The organism is Gordonia sp. 852002-51296_SCH5728562-b (assembly GCF_001665475.1).
GTDB classification, from domain to species: Bacteria; Actinomycetota; Actinomycetes; order Mycobacteriales; family Mycobacteriaceae; genus Gordonia; species Gordonia sputi.
The window spans coordinates 1-18,934 of the sequence record NZ_LZMI01000041.1; the positions used below are offsets into that span (position 1 = coordinate 1).

Genomic DNA, 18,934 nt, shown 5'->3' on the forward strand with positions numbered 1-18,934 from the left:
GAGCCTGTCGAGATCACCCGCCGGGCGCAGTGGTCTCGACCTGGGTGCTCGCTGCGCTCGCGCCCGCTCGACCAGCGTGGCTGCTGTTTCGCAGTCGGGCCCGGCCCGCCGATCGAGCCTGTCGAGATCACCCGCCGCGCGCAGTGGTCTCGACTCGGGTGCTCGCTGCGCTCGCGCCCGCTCGACCAGCGTGGCTGCTGTTTCGCAGTCGGGCCCGGCCCGCCGATCGAGCCTGTCGAGATCACCCGCCGCGCGCAGTGGTCTCGACCTGGGTGCTCGCTGCGCTCGCGCCCGCTCGACCAGCGGGGCGCCCGGCCGCTGGTCGGGGCCCGCGCGACACCTTGCCCGACGCCCGCCAGACCGCCAACTCCGCAGCGCGCGTACACAACTCGGTCGTCAGCGCGACGCCGAGACAATAATCTCCTCGGCGCCCCGCTGACGTCACGATTGTGTACGCACCCCGGCTCGAGCCAGACCTTGCGACCCGCATGCACGGCAGCATCACGGCCGGGCTAGATGTGTGTCGAACCGAAGGATCTGTGTGCTGCAGCACCCACATCTTTCGATACGACACACATTTGGCGTTATGGGTGGGCCCCGGGCGCCTACTTCGCTTGCGGCAGGCGGGCGGTGGCGCCCTTGCGGGCGGGGTTCGACGGCGGGGGCACCATCGGGCCGATGTCGCCGTCGGGAGCGGTGTCGAGGTCGACGACGACGGGGGCGTGATCGCTGGGTTTGGTGCCCTTGCGGGCGGCGCGGTCGACCCACGCGGCCTTCGCCCGGGCGGCCACGTCGGCGCCGGCGAGGATCAGGTCGATCCGCATGCCGAGGTCCTTGTGGAACATGCCCGCCCGATAGTCCCAGTAGCTGAACACCCGCTCGTCGGGCCAGCGGTCGCGCACGACGTCGTGCAGGCCGAGTCCCTCGATGTCCTCGAGCGCCGACCGTTCGGCCACCGTCACGTGCGTGTGGCCGGCGAAGGCAGCGGGGTCGTAGACGTCAGCGTTGGCGGGCGCGATGTTCATGTCGCCGCACAGCATCGTGTTCGACGGCGCGTCGACGCTCGTCCCGGCCGCGACGACCTCGCGCAACCGCTCCAGCCACGACAGCTTGTAGTGGTAGTGATCCGAGTCGGGTTCGCGGCCGTTGGGTACGTACAGCGAGTAGATGCGCACTCCCCCGCACACCGCCGACACCGCGCGGGCCTCCGGCGCCGACGCGGGGTCAGGGAAGCCGGGCGCACCGTCGAAGTTGGCGACGACGTCGTCGAGTCCGACCTTCGACAAGATCGCGACCCCGTTCCACTGCCCCTGGCCCACATGCGCGAATTGGTAACCGCGCTCGGCGAATTCGGGGCCGAGGACGGTGTCGAACACGTCGTTGGAAAGCTTGGTCTCCTGCAGGCAGACCACGTCGGGTGAGCGTTCGTCGAGCCACGGCAGCAATCGCGGGATACGTTGTTTGACTGAGTTCACGTTCCAGGTCGCCACGCGCATGCACACCACGCTAGTCAGGTCGTGGTGCCCAGACGCCGCCGACCTACGCCGACGCCCGCCGATACCGCAGCACCGATCGCGCGTCGTCGGGTTGACGCTCGCCGAGATCCTCACCACGGATGAAGCGACCCCAGATGGCGCGCAGTACCCGCCCGGCCTCCTCGACCTGCGGCCACGTCGCACCCTCGAGCAACTGCGCACCCGCCCACTGTTCCTCGACGCCGAAGAGCAGCGGCAGATCGACGCAGTGCGCGGCTCCGAGCGCGTTTCCCGGTGCGTGCCAATGCAACCGATAGTCGACGACGCTGCCGCCCGCCGCCGCGTGCTTGCGTGCAAAGTCGGCGGTCGGGGCGGTGTAGACCTTGCGCGTGATCAGCGAGGTGGCGATTCGTCGAATCGGTCTGCCCAACACCGGGAAGTGCGACGCCGTCTCGGCGATCGGGACGCCAGGGACGAAGAACTCGATCTCGTCGCGGGTGCAGCCGACGAGCAGGTCGATGTCTGGAGCCGACGCCGCCCACGCATCCTCGACGTCTGGCTCCGCAGGGAGCGGTTCCATCCCGTACTGCACGCCGAACGGCATCGCCCCCGTCAGCCCGTACCGCGGTCCGTCGACGATCAGTTTCTGCTGTGTCGAGAGAATGGCGCCGATCGGCGTCTCGGCGTCGAACTCGCTTGTGCGCGCAAATATGTCGCGGACCATGTCGCTGCGGTTCCAGCGGATGCCGAAGGGTGCGCTCTGCAGGATCGCCCGCCGGAAGCGCCGGGCGGCACGCGGCACGGTCATCAGGTGCGCCACTGCGTCGGCGCCTGCCGATTGCCCGGCGCAGGTGACCTGATCGGGGTCGCCGCCGAACGCCGCGATGTTCTCGTGCACCCATTCCAGCGCTGCGATGAGGTCGAGCAGCCCCAGGTTGGCCGGGCGCTCCTGCGAGCCGTCGCCGAGGAACCCGAGTACGCCGAGCCGGAAGGTCACGGCCACGATGATCACGTTCTGCTCGGCGACAAGCGGCGTTGGATCGTGGTGGGGTTCGTCGCCCGCACCGAGCACGTACGATCCGCCGTGCACCCACACCATCACGGGCAGCGGGGCGTCGAAGTCTCGACTGGGCCGCGTGATGGTCAACCGCTGGCAGTCCTCGTCGGCGACCATGCTCGTCGCCGGACCGCCGAGCATCATCGTCACGAGCGGACTCGACACCTGCGGGCACGCAGCCGCGGGGACGCCACTGCGGTGCGGAAGCGTCCGCGGCGCGACCGGCTCCGGCGCCGCAAACCGATTGGCACGGGCGTACGGGATGGCGCGCGCGCGAACAACCGGACCGTCAACGGTGCCAACGACCCGACCACAGGGCGGGTCGAAGGTTGCAATATCGGTGGACTCGACGTCTTTGGTGGATTCGACGTCTTTGGTGGATTCGACGTCGTCAGGTGCCGGAGTTGCCATTCCCCCACCGTAGTGAACAGTTCGGCCCCGAACGGGTCAGTGTGCGCATCCAGCACCCAGCCGGGCACGCAACCTTTCCTTCGCGGCGATTCTGTGCCATGTTGTGACCATCGACACATCGTTCGCCTCATCGGAGAGTGCGCCGCAACGCGCAGTGATCGCGCAGTCGTGGCGCCGCTCCGCGCTGTCCGGGGTACAACCCGACAGCCCGCTACCCGAACTCGTCGACGACGCGTCACGCTCGGATGTCCTTCTCGACGCCGCGCGCCCGGTCCTCGACGACGCCGCCGCACGGCTCGCAGACACGGGCACCTCACTGCTGCTCGTCGATCACGAGTGCCGGATGGTCTCCCGCGTCTGCCTCGGCACCACCGTTGATCGCGCACTCGACAGAGTCGGCGCGACACCCGGCGTCGACCTCGGCGAGGAGACCGTCGGGACCACGGCTCTTGGCACGCCCGCGGAGATACGTCGAGGGTTGGCAGTCAACGGGCGCGAGCACTACCTGGAGCAGTTCAAGTCGCTCAGCTGTTTCGGCGCGCCCATCATCCATCCGGCCACCCGTCGCCTCGCAGGAATCCTGTGCATGACGGAGATCGCCGACCGCATGAACCCCCTGTCAGTGCCCCTCGTGACCGGCATCGTCGGCGACATCGCCGACCGTCTCCTCGACCGTTCGCGCGCACAGCAGCGTCGGGTTCTCGACGCATTCCAGCGCGCGGCACCCCGTCGCGACGTCGCGGTCGCAGCGATCAGCGAAGACCTACAGCTCACCAATTCGCGTGCAGCAGAACTGCTCTCGCCGACAGACATTGTCGCATTGCGTGCAATCGCCGCCGACCCTGCCCTCCGGGAGACCACCCTGCAACTGGTCCTTGCGTCCGGAGTCGGCGTCGAGGTGCTCGCCACGCCTGTCGTGGGCGCCCGCGGGGCTGCCCTGTTCGGTCTGCGGCCCAGCACATCGCCCGCACGGACGATGGCCTGCACCGACATGCCGTCGACGCGGCAGGCCACCATCGCGATCACCGGAGAGCCCGGAACCGGACGCAGCACCAAGGCCCGCTCGATGGCCGGACCCGACGCCACGACCGTCGACGTCGCCGAGCTGTTGATCACCGGCGATCAGCCGGATATCGGCGCCCTGATCGGCGATTCACGACGCCGCTCACGCGCGCTGATCGTCGACGGCGTCGACCTGCTCGACGACAGGTCGCTCACCATCCTGGCGGCCGCGTGCCGCACGGCCGACACGGCAGCGCCGCTCGTCCTGGTCGCCGGACCGCCGGATCAGGCGCGAACCACCGTCGCAGCACTGACGGCCAGGTGCGCCGCGCGTCTCGACGTCCCCGCGCTGCGCAACCGCACCTCCGACCTCGCCGACATCATCGACGAGATGCTCGTCGACATCACTCCGGGCCCAGCATCTGGTTCACGCCCAGTACGTTCGGTCAGCGCGCCGACGCTCGAGGCCCTCGTCTGCCAGGAGTGGCCCGGGAATCTCGTCGAATTGTTCTCGGTGCTGCGACGCGCTGTGCGCTCGTGCGAGGCCCGTGGCGCGCGTGCGATCGAACCGGCCGATCTGCCTGCCGACCATCGCACGACGAGCCGGGCCGCCCACCTCTCCGGACGCGAACAGGCCGAGCGCGCAGCCATTCTCGAGGCACTCGACCGACACACCGGCAACAAGGTGCATGCCGCCCGTGACCTGGGCATCAGCCGCACCACCCTGTACGCGCGCATTCGCGCACTGGGGATCTGACGACCCCCTCTCGCGCTACGATGAACTCGAACTTATCGAGCGATAGTTAGGGTCCTCATGCCAGCGTCAACCGCGGGAGCGGATGCTGAGACGACGCCGTCCGGGTGGCGCCGCGTCGACCCTCCGAAGTTGTCGCCCATTCTCCAGGCAGCTCTCGAGGCGTTCTACGACAACGGATTTCACGGCACCTCCGTGCGGCAGATCGCCGCGAAGGTCGGTGTCACGGTCCCAGCCCTCTACTACCATCACAAGAGCAAAGAGGGCATCCTGCTGGCGCTTCTCGAGTACTCGACCGGCGACGTGCTCGCGCGCGCCCACGCCGCACGGGCTGCCGCAGCGGGAGACCCGGTCGCGGAGTTGGCGAACGTCATCGAATCAATCGTCTTGGTGATGACAAGTCGAGTTCGGTTGGCGGCAGTCGAAGGAGAGATCCGGTATGCGGGCACCGAGAACCGGTTGCGGTATCGAGTGTTTCGTAAAGGGATCGAAGACTTGGTCCTCGACATCGTGCAGACAGGGACGACCATAGGCGTCATGCACGTAAGCGATGTCGCCGAAACCACCAGAGCGGTCCTTGCCATGTGTCAGTCGATCCCGCGGTGGTTTCACGACGACGGGCCGCTGACTCCTCAGATGGTGGCAGACAAGTACGTCGACATCGCGCTCCACACGGTGGGCAGCCTGCCGCGGGCCGAATCCGATTAGACCGATCAGCTCATCGATCTGCCGCCACTGGATGCGGGTTGAGCGCGGAACCGTGCTGAATCGGACACGTGCGCGGAAAGGTCCCCAGCTGATCGATCTGGTAGCCGTCCGGGTAGCTCCGAATATTCGGGAGCTCGCGTGCAAACTTCGGGGTGTTTCGCGCAGGCATCCGGCGCACAACCCGACCACGCAGCCGCAGCGCGGTACGTGACACCAGGCGCACAAGGCGATGCGGGTGGCGGTAGCCGAAAGCGTCCAGCAATGGATCGTCCATGAGCGACCACGCGAACTGCCTGATCAGGAAGCGCGGGGCGTAGCTGTTCGGCGGAAACGTGCACAACAGCTCCAGCGTGGAGTCGGCGACGGCACGTGCCCCACTGTCGAAGGCGAAGTTCAGGCGTTCATAGGTGTCCATGAATCGATCGAACGCATCGTACGTCACGGGAATCTCCTTGATACCCATGTATTTTCCGAGCGCGCGATAGTAGTTGGTCCATCCCTCGACCTCTGTTGCAGTCAGGGCACGCCAGCCGTACTGACCGATCCAGCGCATCGGTGTGACAACGAAAGTGGCCAGTACATAACGCATGTCGTCGTTCGAAATCGAGTACGAACCGTGCATCTGGTTCATCCGACGAATCGCGGACCGACCCTCCGCCGAGCCGAAGCCGTGCTCCAGGATTGCGTCGAGGATCAACCCCGTGTCGTCGTAGCGCTTCTGCACACGTTCGGTGAACTCTCCGGTGCGAAAGAGAAGACGGCCGATCGACGGCACCCCGTACGTGCGGAACAGGGCAAAGCTCAGCGCCTGGTTGATGTCCCACGGAAACTCCTGGGTGGTGAGAATCCTGGCGATCTCTTCATGGTCGGCAACCGGATCCAGCTGATCGGTTCGGGTGCGCAGAGCAAAGCGCTTCATCGCTGCCTCTCCATTGATCGACGAACTTACTTTTATCGAGGAACTTACTTTGATCGACGAACTCACTTGGAACTGGGACTGACACCACTAGCTTAGCGATCGCTAACTATCGCGTCTAGGCCACACCGCGCCGGACTCCCCTTCGCGAATCACCTCGCAGTCACTGTCGCGACGTGTGTACATCGCAGTGTTCAGATTCTGGACACTTCGTCCCGTCCGAGCAGTGGCAGAACTATAGACAGATCCGCATCTATGACGCAGATCACGATCTGCACGCTCGAGCAGGAGGACACATGACCGCTGTCGCACCCGAACTGGCAACCAAGGTTCGGGATTTCATCTCGACCGATCGACCGATGCTGATCGGTGGTGAGTGGGTCACCGCCGCGTCCGGTGAGACCTTCGAGACCATCGATCCTGCCAACGGACGCACGCTGACATCGGTCGTCCGCGGCGACGCCACCGACATCGACCGCGCTGTCCGCGCCGCGCGCAAGGCATTCGACGACGGCCCGTGGTCGCGCATGAAGCCCAACGAGCGTGAGCGTCTGCTCTGGCGCGTCGGCGACATCCTCAACGAGCGCGCCGAAGACTTCGGCCAGCTCGAAGCTCTCGACAACGGCAAGGCCGCCACCATCGCGACCGCCGTCGACACCGCGTGGTCGGCTGACATCTTCCGCTACAACGCCGGTCTGGCCACCAAGATCACCGGCAGCACCGTCGACGTCTCGATGCCGTTCGTCCCGGGTGGCGAGTTCCACGCCTACACGCTGCGCGAGCCCGTCGGCGTCTGCGGGTTGATCGTCCCGTGGAACTTCCCGCTCCTGATGGCCTCATTCAAGCTGGCCCCGGCACTCGCGGCGGGCAACACCGTGATCCTCAAGCCGGCCGAGCAGACCCCGCTGACAGCTCTGCTGCTCGGCGAAGTGTTCACCGAAGCGGGCTTCCCGCCCGGCGTCGTCAACATCGTCACCGGCTTCGGCGACGCAGGCGCCGCACTCGCCGCACACGACGACGTCGACAAGATCGCTTTCACCGGCTCCACCGAGGTGGGCAAGAAGATCGTCGAGGCGTCGAAGGGCAACCTCAAGAAGGTCTCGCTCGAGCTCGGCGGCAAGAGCCCCAACATCGTCTTCGCCGACGCCGACTTCGAGCAGGCGGTCGCGGGTTCGGTTGCGGCATGGATGTTCAACCACGGCCAGTGCTGCGTCGCCGGAACACGGCTGTTCGTCGAACGACCCATCTTCGACGACTTCACCGCGGCTGTCGCAGAAGCGGCGTCGAAGGCCAAGATCGGGCCCGGCCTCGATCCGACAACCGAACTCGGACCGCTTGTCAGCCAGGAGCAATTCGACCGCGTCTCGGGCTACCTCGCGGCGGGCCTCGCCGACGGCGCTCGCGCACTCACCGGCGGAAAGCGTTGGGGCGACGAAGGTTTCTTCATCGAGCCGACTGTGTTCGTCGACGTCGAGCCCGATTTCTCCATCGTCCGCGAGGAGATCTTCGGCCCCGTCGTCGCGGCCATGCCATTCGACGCCGAGGCGGGAGTCGCTGCGGCAGCCAATGATTCGATCTACGGGCTGGCCGCGGGCATCTGGACGACCGACCTGTCAAAGGCGCACAAGACCGCTCGCCAGCTCAAAGCGGGTTCGGTGTGGGTCAACCAGTACAACGGCTTCGACACCGCAATGCCGTTCGGGGGCTACAAGCAGTCGGGTTGGGGTCGCGAACTCGGCTCGTCGGCCATCGATCTCTACACCCAGACCAAGGCAGTCAACGTCGCACTCTGAGCACCACCACCCACCGACAATCACTCTCTGACAGGAGAACAACACCGTGAAGACCAAAGCCGCCGTACTGATGGGCGAAGGCAAGCCGTTCGAGATCATGGAGCTCGACCTCGACGGCCCGAAGGAAGGCGAGGTGCTGATCAAGTACACCGCCGCGGGCCTGTGCCACTCCGACCTACACCTCACCGATGGTGACCTGCCACCGCGCTATCCGATGGTCGGCGGCCACGAGGGGTCGGGCATCATCGAGGAGATCGGGCCGGGCGTCACCAAGGTCAAGCCGGGCGATCACGTGGTCTGCTCGTTCGTACCGAGTTGCGGCACGTGCCGCTACTGCTCGACGGGCCGACAGTCGTTGTGCGACATGGGCGCAACGATCCTCGAGGGCATGCTGCCCGACGGCACGTTCCGCTTCCACGGTGGCGGCCAGGACTTCGGCGGCATGTGCATGCTGGGGACGTTCAGTGAGTGGGCGACGATCAGCGAGCACTCCGTGGTCAAGGTCGACGACTGGCTGCCGCTGGACAAGGCCGTCCTCGTCGGCTGCGGTGTGCCGACCGGGTGGGGTTCGGCGGTCTACGCCGGCAACGTCCGCGCGGGCGACATCGTGGTCATCTACGGCATCGGCGGCATCGGCATCAACGCGGTGCAGGGCGCTGTGCACGCCGGAGCGAAGTACGTCGTCGTCGTCGACCCGGTCGCGTTCAAACGTGACACCGCAGTGAAGTTCGGCGCCACACACGCTTTCGCGTCTGCGGCCGAAGCTCAGGAGAAGATCACCGAACTGTCCTGGGGCCAGGGCGCAGATGCCGCGATCGTCACTGTCGGCACCGTCGACGAAGACGTGGTGTCCGCGGCGATCGGGTCCATCGGCAAGGGTGGCCAGGTCGTGATCGTCGGACTCTCGAGTCCCGCGAAGTTCACGGTGCACTGGCCCGGCATCGACCTCACCCTCAACGAGAAGACCATCAAGGGCTCGTTGTTCGGTTCGGCCAATCCGCAGTACGACATCATCCGTCTGCTCCGCCTCTACGATGCCGGCCAGCTCAAGCTCGACGAGCTTGTCACCCAGACCTACACCCTCGAGCAGGTCAACGAGGGCTATCAAGATCTTCGTGACGGCAAGAACATTCGTGGCGTGATCATCCACGACGACTGATCGCCCCTCGGTGTCACGGCTCGCCCACTCCGTGACACCGTCCCTTACCCGGCCCGGCCGCGACGGACACCCCGCCGCGGCCGGGCCGTTCCATGTGAGGCGCCGATTCTGCGCGCTGCCGTTGGCCTGCTGAGGTGAATGAGCCATCGGCCACGTCAGCTACTGCGAATCCCGGTCCGAGGGCGACACTGAATCTGCGTCGTATCGGGGTGATGAGTTGGTGCGTACTCGGCATCGTTGCCCTCGTAGTCGTCGCTGCGCTTAGTGATGTGGGCACTCCCGCGGCCGACGGAACCTGAGACAGCTGCCGGAAATTCGCAGCTCGACCAACTATTCTCACCGCATGCAGGCGGTCACACCCACCACGCGTGCCGCGATCCGAGCCGAAGTAACGCATATCGTGCGGCATCCCGGCGATCTCCTGTTGTCCGTGGCGTCGAGCGCAGCGATCGTGCTGTTTCTCTGGTACGTGGTTCCCCGCTCGTGGTTCTTCACCTTCACCGGTCCGGAGGGCCTCCCGTATGCGCTTGCGGGATGGATGTACACCGATGCGTTCGTCACCAATGTGCTGACCAGCGACCCCCAACGAGCTCTGGCAGCTATCGATGATCCCGCAGAACTCACCGCACTGCTACGCGCGAAGGTCGTGGCGGTCTGGTTGATCATCGGCCCGCTGTGCACCGTCATCGCGGTGGCGATCGCGATGACGCATCACACGCACTGGAGGTTCGCCGTCGAGGTCATACTCGCGGTCGCGGTGGTGCCGTTCGGCGCGCTCGCGGTGAGCGGCCTGGTCGGCCTCATGTATCCCTACCATCAACATTCCCTCCGGTGGCGATGGCGGAACAGGCGGCGGTTCCGTCAGGTGATCATCCGCTGGGGGCTGTTGATCGCCATGCCGAATCTCATCTTCCCGCTCGCGTTCGCCCTGATCGTCGTCGCTCCGGTTGCCATCTGGAAGCTCACGAACCGCCAGGGATGGGACACCGCACAGACCGACACCGAGTTCGCGCTGTGCGCACTGCTGGCTGTCCTGGTCACCGCAGCGATCTGGTACAGCGCACACCGATTCGGCGTCTGGTGGGTGAGCAGGCACCGCGATCGTCTCCGCGACTTCCTCCTCGACGCCGACCAGGGCTGACTTTGCTTGAATGGTGATATGTCCCAGGTCACATCCGCAGACGGCACACCCATCGCGTACGACACGGTTGGCACCGGCCCCGTGGTCGTCGTCGTCAACGGGGCGATGTCGAAAGCCTCCGACGCCGCGCCCCTCGCGCAGGCACTGGCCGACGCGGGCTTCACAGGCGTCGTCTTCGATCGACGCGCCCGTGGAGACAGTGGCGACACCCGGCCGTACTCGCCGGATCGCGAGGCCGAGGACCTGGCCGCCGTCATCTCCGCAACCGGCGGCGCGGCCGCTGTGCTCGGGCACTCGTCGGGGGCGATCCTCGCACTGTTCGCCGCGTCGCGGGGCGTACCGATCGACCACCTCTTCCTCTCGGAACCTCCGTTTCGCTTCGGCGAGGACAACCCCGCAACCGACCTCCCCGACAGGCTCCAACAGATGGTCGACGACGGCCAGCGCGCCGACGCCGTGACGACGTTCCAACTCGAAGGTGTCGGCCTCCCACGTGCGATCGTCGAGCAGATCCGGAGGAGTCCCATCTTCGACGACCTGCTGGCCATCGCACAGTCGGTGGTCTACGACGCGACGATCGCGCACGACTTCTCGCAACCGACCCCGCAGATGCTCACCGTCACGATGCCAGTCACGGTTCTCCTCGGCTCCGACACCTTCCCGCTCCTCGAAGCGGCCGCGCCGCGCCTGGCCGAAGCGATCACCGCGGCAGAACTCGTGCGCGTTCCCGAATCCGCGGGACACCGCCCCGACCCTGCCGCCACCGCCCGGGTCATCGCCGAGCGGAAGAACTGAGACCCAGATCGACGTGGCGCCTTACAGCGTCGAACGTGCGCCCGAGTGCGTCGACCGGGCACCTACGCCGACGCCCCCGCTACCTCGACGCTCCGACGCCGCGGCAGGATGAGCCACGCCGCGACGCTCCCGACCACCAGCAGGACCGCGCCGAGCAGGAACCCCGCCTGAAACCCCTCGCGCGGCACCGCGTACCCGCTGGCCACGGCCACCAAGACCGCCAATCCAATGGTGCCCCCGAGCTGCCGCGAACTGTTCACCACGCCCGAGGCCACGCCGACGTCGTCGGGAGACACCCCTTCGGTTGCGACCGCTCCGATCAGCACCATCGAGCCGCCGATCCCAACAGCCGTGACGGCCGACGGCAGCAGGATTCCGAGCCAGAAGTCGAAGTGTGCGGGCATCGTCGCGAACAGCCCGAGACCGATAGCGGCAATCACCCCCAAGACCACGATCGTCATTCGCGCTCCGATCCGCGCGGAAAGTCGGTGTGCCACCGCTATTCCGACGACGACGAAGAGGCAGAACGGCAGAAAGAGCACTCCCGTCACCGCACTCTCGACACCCCACACGGTTTGGATGTAGAGGGAGCAGAAGTAGAAGGCGGCAAGTTGTCCCGCGGCAATCATGAATCCGAACACGTTGGCGCCCAGCACACTTCGCTCACGCACGAGGCTCGGCGGCATCAACGGATGCGACGCCGACCGCTCGATCACCGCGAAGATCCCCAGTAGCACTGCGGCGGTGACGAATCCGCCGACTGCCTGCCACGATCCCCACCCGTGATCGCCGCCGGCGCTGACCGCATACACAAGGGCAGCCACGCCGAGGGTCACGGCGACCGCGCCGGGAACATCCAGTCGCGCAGTGCGTGCGACGTCACGACGTGGAACTCCGCGCAGCGCCGCGAATACCGCGATCGCGATGATCGGCACGTTGACGAGAAGGACCGCTCGCCACGACCACCACTGCGTGAGCACACCACTGAGCACCACGCCCAGCGCACCTCCGGCCGCACCGGCACCGCCCCACAGACCCATCGCCCGTGCCCGAACGGCCGGGTCGCCGATGGTGGCCACAAGTGCCAACGACGCCGGAGCCAACAGTGCTCCCGCAACACCCTGTACGGCCCGAGCGGCGACGAGAACTCCTGCGCTAGCGGCACATCCGCCGACGATGCTCGCCGCCGCGAAGACACCCAGCCCGACGAGAACCGATGTTCGACGCCCCCACAGATCGCCGATCCTCCCACCGAGAAGCATGAACCCGGCGAAGGTCAACAGATACGCGGTGACCACCCACTGCAAGCTCGCGTCCGTGAATCCGAGATCGGCACGCATGGCGGGCAACGCGATGTTGACAAGCGACATGTCCATTGCCACAAGGAATTGCAGCAGGAACACGGTTGCCATGAGCGCACCGTGCCCGCGCCCGACGCGACCATCAACCCGGGCCGTCCCCTGATCTGCCATCGATTCTCCTCTGCCCGTCACTCGATCTGCGTTCACGTACGCGTACGTTTACGTACTAGTACGTGACCTTAGCGGCTGAGCGTCGCCTCGCCAAGGGCACGGCGATGGGATGATGGGACGATGCCCGCAGCCCGATCCCTCCAACTCGACGAGATCGTCGACGCGGCGATCCGCATCCTCGAGCAGGACGGACCGCAGTCGCTGAGCATGCGTCGTCTCGCCGCCGACATGGGCACCAAGCCGATGACGCTCTACAACTACGTTCCGAACAAGGCAGCGCTGCTCGGCCTGGCACTCAACGACGTCGCGGCACGTATCCCGTGGGCCGAACCCACGGGCGCTCCTCGTGACCGCATGATCGCCATCGGTGTCGACATGTACGAGAAGATGCGCAGCATCGGGTGGGTCGTGCCGATCCTCCGCGACGGCATGATCGTCGGCACGCCCGCGCTTGCCCTCGCCGACGCGTTCCTCTCTGCCGCATCCGAACTCGGACTCGACGACGGCGCAGCGCTGGACACCTGGCGAGCCGTCTGGTACCTCGTTGCCTCGGAATTACAGTGGCAGGACACACTTTCCAGGCGGTCAGCCGACGAGGTGTCATGGCACCAATCCATCGACGACAGCGACCTGACCGAGTTTCCGACGGTCAGCCGACTTCTACCCGATTGGGCCGGCCATTCCGCCGACTTCGACATCCGCGACGTGATCACCGCACAGGTCGACGGCGCGCTCGCACAGCACAGCACGACGCGTCGCGCATCGACGCCAGACGACTAGATCTCGAACCGCACGCGGGCGACCTGCACACTGTGGTCCACGGTGGGGTCAAACACGTGCGGCGCGACTGGCACAATGCGAGGCGTGAGCAGAGGTGACGGTCAGTTGTGGGTGCGTGTCCTTCGCTTCGTCGCCGCAGTCGTCGGCATCGCTGCGATCGCGTACGTCCCGGTCACCGCGTCCGAGGGTTTCGGTTTCGCCAATTACTTCAGCTACTTCACCATCCTGAGCAACGTCGGAGCGGCCATCGTGCTGCTCGGCGGTGCACTGTTGGCGCCAATAGGGCTGTGGTGGCAGTGGTTTCGCGGCGCAGCGACCACCGCGATGCTGATCACCGCGATCGTCTACGCACTTCTGTTGTCGCACATCGACGTCAATCTCTCCGGCGAGTGGACCAACACCGTGCTGCACCGCCTCATCCCGCTCGTTCTGCTCATCGACTGGGCAGTCTTCCGACCTAGGGTTCTGCCTGCCCTCTCCTGGTTGACCTGGCTGGCGTTCCCACTCGTCTATGGCGTCTACACATTGACGCGAGGCCCCATCGTCGACTGGTACCCGTACCCGTTCATCGATCCGCGAAGTCAGGGGTACCTGTCGATGACGCTCGGTGTGGTGGTCGTCTTCATCGGGATGACCGCGCTGTCAGCGGGCGTGTACTGGCTCGGCACACGCGGCGCGCGTAGCCGACCGCATGCTGAGCCCACCGCCAGCTGATCTCACCTGTCCGGAGAGTCGACGTCGAGCGCATCGGTGACCATCTCCACCCAGGTGTCGACCACCTGCGCGCGGCGTCGTGCATCGTCCGACAGTGTGTCCGCCAGTCCGAGACCGCGTGCGAGGTCGAGTGTCACCTGTGCGACGCGGTGTGCCCGAGGGTTCGTGCCGTCGGGGTCCAGTGCGGCAACAGTCACCCGATGTGCCGCTCGCGCGAACTTGGCCTCCATCGGCAGAATCAGTTCGCGTAGCGCCGAATCCGACGCTGCCGCCGCCCAGATCTGCAGCGACGCCTTGAATTCGGTCCCGGTGTAGATACTCACGGCCTGCTCGACCGCTATCCGCACGCGCCGTGACTCGTCCGCGTCGGGGCGAATCAACGTGTCGGCGTTGAGGGTGAGGTCGTCGAAGATCTGCTCGAGCGTCGCCGAGATCAATGCCTCGCGTGTGGGAAAGTGGTGTTGCGCAGCGCCTCTGGACACCCCCGCGCGTTGGGCGACCGCGGCCACCGTTGCCGACGCCCATCCCTCGTGAGCCAGAACCTGAATGGCCGAGCGCAGCAACCGTTCCCGCGTCTGGCGGGACCGTTCCTGCTGTGGTTCACGGTTTGTCGTCGTACGCGGAGACGTCATGTTCTCGTAGCTCCGGTGTCGGCTTGCGTTGCGGTCAGATCCCACGGCGGCCGCCCCTTGGACAGAAACGCTTCCATCCCCGCGCGTGCGTCGTCGCCAGCGAACAATGTCGCCGATTCCAGTGCACGACGCTGCGCCAACCGCTCGAACTCGTCGCGCACCGACGCGGTGGTGAGTTCCTTCGACGCGGCGAGGCCGACCGGCGACGCACGTCGGATGCCGTCGAGGATCTCCCCCAACGACTGCGTGAGAGCCTCCGTGCTGTCACACGCTTGCGTGATGACTCCGATCGACGCCGCAACCGACGCGTCGAACTTCTCACCGGTCAGGAAGTATCGACCAGCACCTCGCGCCGTCATCTTCGGCACCAGCACGAGCGAGATCACCGATGGTGCAAGGCCGAGCCGGGCCTCGGTCAGCGCGAAGGTGCTCTTCGGTCCGGCAAGTGCGATATCGGTGGCACCGAGCAGGCCGAAACCTCCTGCCCTGACATGCCCGTCGACGTGTGCGATCACCGGTTTGGGCAGCTCGAGGATCGTGCGCATTAACTCGACCATCGACGACGTCGCTTCGGCAGACGCCTCCTCGGCAGAGGCGCCCCGCTTGAGCGCCTCGCCGAGATCGGCACCCGCACAGAAGGTTCCGCCCGCATGTGTCAGCACGACGGCCCGCACGCTCTCATCGGTCGCCGCCCTCGTCAGTCCCGACGACAGTTGGGTCACCAGCGCGCGACTCAACGCATTGCGGTTGCCCGGCGAGTCGAGTGTGAGCGTCATGACCCCGGCGTCGATCCCGACGTGTACGACTTCGCTGTCTGTGGTGGTCATCGACCTGCGCCTTCCTGTGGTCCTCGGTCAGAGTTGGTCTGCTGTGGTTGGTCTGGGATGAATGGCGAATCGGAAACGGCGGTGCCGGGACGAATCAGTACGACTTCGGCAGTCCAAGACTGGTCTGCGCGACGAAGTTCAGCACCATCTCGCGGCTGACCGGTGCCACACGCGCAATTCGAGCGAGCGAAAGCAGCGGCGCCACACCGTATTCGGTTGTCAGTCCGTTGCCACCCATGGACTGAACGGCTTGGTCGACGATCTTGACGCACGCCTCGGCGGCCGCATACTTCGCCATGTTCGCCGGTTCGGCAGCGCCCCAGTCGTCTCCCGCGTCGTAGAGGGTGGCGGCCTTCTGCATCATGAGCTTGGCCATCTCGAGTTCGATCTTGCCCTGCGCCAGCGGATGTGCGATGGCCTGGTGCGCTCCGATCGGGGTCTTCCAGACCGTGCGCTCCTTCACGTAGTCGACGGCTTTGCCCAGCGCGAAACGACCCATCCCCACCGCCGACGCCGCAGCCATGATGCGTTCTGGATTCAGACCGGCGAAGAGTTGGCTCAGTGCCGCGTCCGGGGAGCCGACGAGTGCGTCAGCAGGCAGGCGCACATCGTCGAGGTAGAGCCCGAACTGCTTTTCCGGGTTCACCAATTCCATGTCGATCATCTTGTATTCGAACCCCGGTGCGTCCGTGGGCACGATGAACAGCGCGGGCCGCAACTTGCCGGTCTTCGCATCCTCGCTCCGACCCACGATGAGAACGGCATCGGCCTGATCGACACCGGAGATGTACACCTTGCGCCCGTTGAGGACCCAGTCCGATCCGTCGCGCGATGCCGTGGTGGTGATCTGATGCGAATTCGATCCGGCGTCGGGTTCGGTGATACCGAAGGCCATGGTGATCGATCCGTCCGCAAGCCCTGGCAGCCACCGGTCGCGCTGCTCGTCGGTGCCGAAGCGCGCAATGATGTTGCCGCAGATGGCCGGCGAGACAACGAGCATCAGCAGGCCGGTGCCCGCCGCCGCGATCTCCTCCATCACGATCGACAACTCGTACATTCCTGCGCCGCCACCGCCGTACTCCTCGGGAAGATTCACCCCGATGAAGCCCAGTTTGCCCGCCTCCGACCACAATTCGTCGGTCTTGCGACCCTCACGGGCGCATTCGCGGAAGTAGTCCTGCCCGTACTTGGTGGCCAGCGCGGCCACCGATGCACGCAGATCGGCCCGTTCAGCCGTTTCGACGAAGCTCATGCGGATGTCTCCTGAGGTGTTGGTGCGTCGGAATGCTCTGTCTCGCTGTCGTTGTCGGCCTCATCGGTGATGATCGCAAGCACATCGCCGACGGCGAGTTGGCGTCCCGCTTCGACGGCGAGCGTGCTGACCACACCGTCGGCGGGAGCCGCGACGGTGTGCTCCATCTTCATCGCCTCGAGCCAGATCAACGGCTGACCGGCGGTCACACGGTCGCCTTCGGAAACCGCAACGCGGATCACCGAACCCGGCATCGGCGCGAGGAGCGAACCCGGTCGCGCAACGGCACTGGGATCGACGAATCGCGGCGGCCGACGGAAGTGCACCGACGCGCCTGCGGTGTCGACGTAGACGTCGTCGCAGTATCGCGCGACGTCGAAGGTCCGTCGAATGCCGTTGTGGGAGAGTACGACCTGCTCTGTCGTCGTGGATACGACCTTGGTGTCGGCGACGTCGGGAAGCTCGACGCTCCCGCCTCGGGTGCACCGGTATCGAACCTCGTGTTCGACGTCGTCGTCGGTACGGAACGTCTTGTGCGAGTACTGCGACGGCATGTTCCGCCAGCCTGCGGGCAGACTTCGCTGGACGCGAGCGCGTTCCCGGTTGACGGCCACCTCCGCCAGCGTTGCGGCAACGGCGGCGAGTGTCACCGTCGACTCGTCGGCCAGCGGCGCCGACAAGACGTCGAGGCCGATCTGGTCGAGATATCCGGTGTCGGTATCGCCGCTGAGGAACGTCGGCTCCCGCAGCGTGTTCACCAGCATGTCGCGGTTGGTTGTCGGGCCGTGGAGCGCCGCGTCGGACAGCGCTCTGGCGAGAATCGCAGCGGCACGAGCACGTGTCGGCGCCCAACTGATGACCTTGGCCAACATCGGATCGTAGAACGTCGAGATCTCCGAGCCTGATTCGATACCCGCGTCCACACGCACGCCCGGACGGTCGAGCGGACCGAAATGCGTCTGCGCGTCGATCTCGATGCGGTGCATGGTTCCCGACTGCGGTTGCCATCCCGCAGACGGATCCTCGGCGTAGAGGCGGACCTCGATCGCGTGGCCGCGAGTACCGGGCTCCTCGACGTCGAGGTGCTCGCCCATCGCGACACGCAGTTGCCAGGCAACGAGGTCGGTCCCCGTCGTGAGTTCCGTGACCGGATGTTCCACCTGCAGACGCGTATTGGTCTCCAGGAAGTAGAAGCGACCGGTCTCGTCGGCGAGGAATTCCACGGTTCCCGCACCCGTGTAGCCGATCGCCGACACGGCCTTCCTGGCGGCGTCGTAGAGGCGTTCACGGAGATCTCCGCCGATCCGTTCGACGAGAGGCGCAGGGGCCTCCTCGATCACCTTCTGGTGACGACGCTGGATCGAGCATTCACGCTCTCCGACGGCCCAGACGGCGCCGTGCTCGTCGGCGAGCACCTGCACCTCAATGTGTTGTCCCCGTTCGACATACGGCTCGCAGAAGACCGTCGGATCACCGAAGGCCGACGCCGCTTCGCGTTCGGCAGCGGCAACCTGCTCGGCCAACTCGTCGACCGACCGCACGATCCGCATGCCGCGTCCACCGCCGCCCGCAGACGCCTTGATCAGCAGTGGGAGGTCGCTCTCGGTGACTCCGGCAGGGTCGATGTCGCCCAGGACGGGTACGCCTGCGTCGGCCATCAGCTTCTTGGCGTTGACCTTTGACCCCATCGCGTCGATCGCCCCGGGTGGGGGCCCGATCCACGTCAGTCCCGCGTCTATCACCGATTGCGCGAACTCCGCGTTTTCCGAGAGGAATCCGTAGCCGGGATGAATCGCATCCGCGCCCGCGAGCTTGGCGGCCTCGATGATCTTGTCACCGCGCAGATAGGTCTCTGCCGACGTCGAGCCGGGAAGTGCCACAGCGACATCGGCTGCGGCGACGTGCGGCGCATCGGCGTCCGGATCGGAGTAGACCGCAACGGTCCCGAGGCCCATCTGACGACAGGTCACGAACACACGTCGCGCGATCTCGCCGCGATTGGCGACAAGCACCGAGGTGATCGTTGAATGTTGTTCTGTCATCTCA

At 66.0% G+C, this 18,934-nt stretch carries 16 protein-coding genes; 8 read left to right on the forward strand and 8 right to left on the reverse strand.

The genetic code is table 11. The features are described from left to right. Nucleotides 1–605: 605 nt before the first annotated feature. On the reverse strand, nt 606–1,496 hold the full coding sequence (locus A5766_RS07470) for an exodeoxyribonuclease III (RefSeq protein ID WP_039855905.1): 891 nt from the start codon (nt 1,494–1,496) through the stop codon (nt 606–608). Between the two features lie 43 nt (nt 1,497–1,539). Next, nucleotides 1,540–2,943 (reverse strand): carboxylesterase family protein, encoded by a 1,404-nt coding sequence (locus A5766_RS07475; RefSeq protein ID WP_064904108.1) that lies wholly within the window; start codon nt 2,941–2,943, stop codon nt 1,540–1,542. Nucleotides 2,944–3,046: 103 nt separating this feature from the next. Here A5766_RS07475 and A5766_RS07480 point away from each other — a divergent pair, with 103 nt between their 5' ends. Together A5766_RS07480 and A5766_RS07485 are read left to right on the forward strand one after the other, a co-directional pair. Further along, nucleotides 3,047–4,702: a sigma-54-dependent Fis family transcriptional regulator gene (locus A5766_RS07480; protein ID WP_064863518.1), complete on the forward strand. Its 1,656-nt coding sequence runs from the start codon at nt 3,047–3,049 to the stop codon at nt 4,700–4,702. 57 nt (nt 4,703–4,759) lie between these two features. Next, the gene (locus tag A5766_RS07485) at nt 4,760–5,407 is read left to right on the forward strand and encodes a TetR/AcrR family transcriptional regulator (protein WP_064863517.1); all 648 of its coding nucleotides are present in this window, start codon (nt 4,760–4,762) and stop codon (nt 5,405–5,407) included. Nucleotides 5,408–5,417: 10 nt separating this feature from the next. Here the strand turns inward: A5766_RS07485 and A5766_RS07490 are convergent, their stop codons facing one another. Then, nucleotides 5,418–6,326, reverse strand: coding sequence for an oxygenase MpaB family protein (locus A5766_RS07490; protein ID WP_064863516.1), 909 nt, complete (start codon nt 6,324–6,326; stop codon nt 5,418–5,420). A gap of 293 nt (nt 6,327–6,619) precedes the next feature. Between A5766_RS07490 and A5766_RS07495 the strand changes: the two genes are divergently transcribed. The 4 genes from A5766_RS07495 (at nt 6,620) to A5766_RS07510 (ending at nt 11,211) form a co-directional block, all read left to right on the forward strand. Continuing rightward, nucleotides 6,620–8,116 carry an aldehyde dehydrogenase family protein gene (locus A5766_RS07495; protein WP_064863515.1) on the forward strand — a complete coding sequence of 499 codons (1,497 nt, stop codon included), beginning with the start codon at nt 6,620–6,622 and terminating at the stop codon, nt 8,114–8,116. A 46-nt stretch (nt 8,117–8,162) separates the two neighbouring features. Beyond that, nucleotides 8,163–9,275 carry an NDMA-dependent alcohol dehydrogenase gene (locus tag A5766_RS07500; protein WP_064904110.1) on the forward strand — a complete coding sequence of 371 codons (1,113 nt, stop codon included), beginning with the start codon at nt 8,163–8,165 and terminating at the stop codon, nt 9,273–9,275. 343 nt (nt 9,276–9,618) lie between these two features. After that, nucleotides 9,619–10,416 carry a hypothetical protein gene (locus A5766_RS07505; RefSeq protein ID WP_064863513.1) on the forward strand — a complete coding sequence of 266 codons (798 nt, stop codon included), beginning with the start codon at nt 9,619–9,621 and terminating at the stop codon, nt 10,414–10,416. An 18-nt stretch (nt 10,417–10,434) separates the two neighbouring features. Further along, nucleotides 10,435–11,211: an alpha/beta fold hydrolase gene (locus tag A5766_RS07510; RefSeq protein ID WP_064863512.1), complete on the forward strand. Its 777-nt coding sequence runs from the start codon at nt 10,435–10,437 to the stop codon at nt 11,209–11,211. 62 nt (nt 11,212–11,273) lie between these two features. Here the strand turns inward: A5766_RS07510 and A5766_RS07515 are convergent, their stop codons facing one another. Further along, nucleotides 11,274–12,683 carry an MFS transporter gene (locus A5766_RS07515; RefSeq protein WP_064863511.1) on the reverse strand — a complete coding sequence of 470 codons (1,410 nt, stop codon included), beginning with the start codon at nt 12,681–12,683 and terminating at the stop codon, nt 11,274–11,276. Between the two features lie 120 nt (nt 12,684–12,803). Between A5766_RS07515 and A5766_RS07520 the strand changes: the two genes are divergently transcribed. Further along, the gene (locus tag A5766_RS07520) at nt 12,804–13,463 is read left to right on the forward strand and encodes a TetR/AcrR family transcriptional regulator (RefSeq protein WP_064904112.1); all 660 of its coding nucleotides are present in this window, start codon (nt 12,804–12,806) and stop codon (nt 13,461–13,463) included. 84 nt (nt 13,464–13,547) lie between these two features. After that, nucleotides 13,548–14,177 (forward strand): Pr6Pr family membrane protein, encoded by a 630-nt coding sequence (locus tag A5766_RS07525; RefSeq protein WP_231894578.1) that lies wholly within the window; start codon nt 13,548–13,550, stop codon nt 14,175–14,177. Nucleotides 14,178–14,179: 2 nt separating this feature from the next. Here the strand turns inward: A5766_RS07525 and A5766_RS07530 are convergent, their stop codons facing one another. The 4 genes from A5766_RS07530 to A5766_RS07545 form a co-directional block, all read right to left on the reverse strand. Beyond that, nucleotides 14,180–14,809, reverse strand: coding sequence for a TetR/AcrR family transcriptional regulator (locus tag A5766_RS07530; RefSeq protein WP_005206616.1), 630 nt, complete (start codon nt 14,807–14,809; stop codon nt 14,180–14,182). Then, nucleotides 14,806–15,636, reverse strand: coding sequence for an enoyl-CoA hydratase family protein (locus A5766_RS07535; protein ID WP_064904116.1), 831 nt, complete (start codon nt 15,634–15,636; stop codon nt 14,806–14,808). The genes A5766_RS07530 and A5766_RS07535 overlap by 4 nt, the downstream gene beginning before the upstream one ends. 94 nt (nt 15,637–15,730) lie before the next feature. Next, nucleotides 15,731–16,888 (reverse strand): acyl-CoA dehydrogenase family protein, encoded by a 1,158-nt coding sequence (locus A5766_RS07540; RefSeq protein ID WP_005206603.1) that lies wholly within the window; start codon nt 16,886–16,888, stop codon nt 15,731–15,733. Next, nucleotides 16,885–18,930: an acetyl/propionyl/methylcrotonyl-CoA carboxylase subunit alpha gene (locus A5766_RS07545; RefSeq protein WP_064904118.1), complete on the reverse strand. Its 2,046-nt coding sequence runs from the start codon at nt 18,928–18,930 to the stop codon at nt 16,885–16,887. The genes A5766_RS07540 and A5766_RS07545 overlap by 4 nt, the downstream gene beginning before the upstream one ends. Nucleotides 18,931–18,934: the final 4 nt, after the last annotated feature.